Origin of the sequence: Bacteroides timonensis (assembly GCF_000513195.1) — a bacterium.
In the GTDB taxonomy this organism is placed as follows: domain Bacteria; phylum Bacteroidota; class Bacteroidia; order Bacteroidales; family Bacteroidaceae; genus Bacteroides; species Bacteroides timonensis.
In genome coordinates, this window is sequence record NZ_CBVI010000198.1 from 1 (window position 1) to 2,228 (window position 2,228).

Annotated in this window: 3 protein-coding genes; all 3 read right to left on the bottom strand. The window is 59.5% G+C overall.

Going from position 1 to position 2,228, the window contains the following annotated elements; genetic code table 11:
- The coding region (locus BN161_RS27770; RefSeq protein ID WP_044272592.1) for a fimbrillin family protein at positions 1-595 on the bottom strand (595 nt) is incomplete at its 3' end.
- A gap of 2 nt (positions 596-597) precedes the next feature.
- Positions 598-1,560 carry a fimbrillin family protein gene (locus BN161_RS27775; RefSeq protein WP_052356441.1) on the bottom strand — a complete coding sequence of 321 codons (963 nt, stop codon included), beginning with the start codon at positions 1,558-1,560 and terminating at the stop codon, positions 598-600.
- A gap of 60 nt (positions 1,561-1,620) precedes the next feature.
- On the bottom strand, positions 1,621-2,228 hold a 608-nt coding region (locus BN161_RS30050), incomplete at its 5' end, for a hypothetical protein (protein WP_044272595.1).

Sequence of the window (2,228 nt, forward strand, 5' to 3'; positions counted from 1 at the left end):
CCACGGTCAGTATCACCTTGCAGAGCTGGTGCTTGAAGGTGAGGGCGGCGGTCTTGTCCGTCTTCTTCTTCCCTTTCACGTTGTTGGAGTATAGCAGGTCGAGGGCTTCCTGATCGCCCTGTGCGGCTACATTGATGGCGTAGAGGTAGTTCGCCGGTGTGGCTTCCTCCGGTGCGGTTCCCTCCGGTGCGGTTTCCGCCTGCGTGACGCTTCCCTGCGGGCAGTAGGCGTAGAAGTCCACCCCGCTGCCGTCCATCGGGTAGTAGATGGTGGCGCCGTCTGGCTTGAAGGCTCCGGTAGCGGTAGCGTCCACTACGTAGCGGATGTTATCCGCTCCCTCACTGATGTTCGCCGGCAGGAGCGGCTTTCCGGCTCCCACCATAAAGATGCCGATGGCATCGGTGGCGGACCAGGCCTGGTCCACGGCACGGGTTTCGGTCACTCCCACGGAGGCGCGGAATTCTACCGGCACGCGGCCGCCCGTCAGGTCCGCCGGTTCATTCTCATGGTTGCTGCAAGCGACCAGTGCAAGCGCCGCTGTTGCCAGAATCAGATAATTCTTCATTGATTGATAGTTATTGTTGTTATTCTTCATTTTTATTCGGCGCTGCCCGGTTCGCCCCCGTTGTTTCCCTTGTTCCAGTCCGTGATGGTGGCGGTTACGTCGAGGGTGGTGCGGTTGATGGTGATGTTATAGATGTTCTTGTCGCCGGAGTTGAAGCTCTTGTCTTCGGGAATGTCCCAATAGAACTTCTCGCCGGAGGTTTTGAGGGTGAAGACGAGTTGCCGTCCTGTGGCGGGGTCTTTCCCCGTCAGGTTGTCCGGAAAGAGGATGGCCTCGGCGGATGTGCCGCCGGCGTCCGTCAGCAGGGTGATGGGGGCGGATTCTTCCGTAAAGCCGATGGCGCCGAATTCCGGGTCGTAGGTGGCCGTTTTCCATTGCTTGGTGATTTCCACTTTCAGGCCTTTCAGGTCGTCGGCGCTGATGCCGCTGCCGGGAGCGATGTTCAGCGCCAGCTTGGTGAGGCGGTGGCTGAAGTCGAGGCTGACTGCGGGCTGGAGCTTGTTATAGACCGTTCCGCCTTCCTCCGTGTTGCTCCTGGCATCGGCGGTCATCAGGTCGAGGGCGGCCTGCGAGGTCTGGTCGGTGAGGTCGGCCGTCCATGCGCCGGCGGTCACGTCTTTATAGGGATACCATGCGTGGAAATCCACATTGCCGCCGTCTATGGGGAAGTAGACGGGGGTGTTCACGGGGATGAAGCCGTTGCCCTCGTCCGTCTTCCGGTAAGGGACGTTTGTTGCGCCTTCGGCGATATCGGTTGCGCCCGCCGCATACATATAGACGCCTATTTGGTCATCCTTGTCCCATTGCGCGTCGTGGGCACGGGTCTGCACGTTGATGCCGCCCGTCACTTTGAGGGGCACACGCCCGTCGTCGTTCGGCGCACCGGTCTCATTGTCGTTGCCGCATCCCGCCGGAAGGAGCAGGACGGCGCAAAACGCCGCGCCGAGCAGCATGCCGGGCAATCCGCCCGCTCCGTTGAAGTTCTTTTTCTTCATGTTCTTCTCGTTTTTTTAAAGTTGTACGATTTATTCTTGTTACTATACTGTCTTTCTCTTTTAGTGTATGTCTATCTTTCCGTTGTCCACCACCGTCCAGTCGCTGATGCTGCCCGCCATTCCCGCTTCTACGGGCAGGCTCAGGTTTCCGGTCAGGGTCAGGGGCGTGTTGCCGTCGTGGAAGGCTGCCAGTTGTGGGGTCAGGTCGCTCTCGATGGTCCGCGTTTCGCCGTTGGCAAGGACGATGTTCACCGTCAGCGTCTGGTGCTCCGCAGGCACGATGCCCATCAGGCGGAACGAGGCGTTGCATTTCTCCTCTGCCACGGCGAAGTCGTTGCGGACTGTCACCGCCGTTCCCTGCCGTTCTCCCTTGCGGATGTCCACCGACTGCTCCACGCCCGAAAGCGTGCCTGTAACCGCCACGATGCGTTTATAGTCGCCTTCGCTCACCGACAGTTCCATATCCAGTCGCCGCACCCATTGGCGTGGCTTTGCCGTGATGCGTAGCGTGTCGTCTTTCTCTACTACAACCTTTTTGCTTATCGAAAACAGATAGTCGGGCAACGGCTCGACACGGTCGCCGACAGCCCTTCCGCTGATTATCTCGTTCACCGAGGCGATGTCGCCGTCGATGGTGATGCCTTGGGGCTTGTTATAGACCGTGAGCG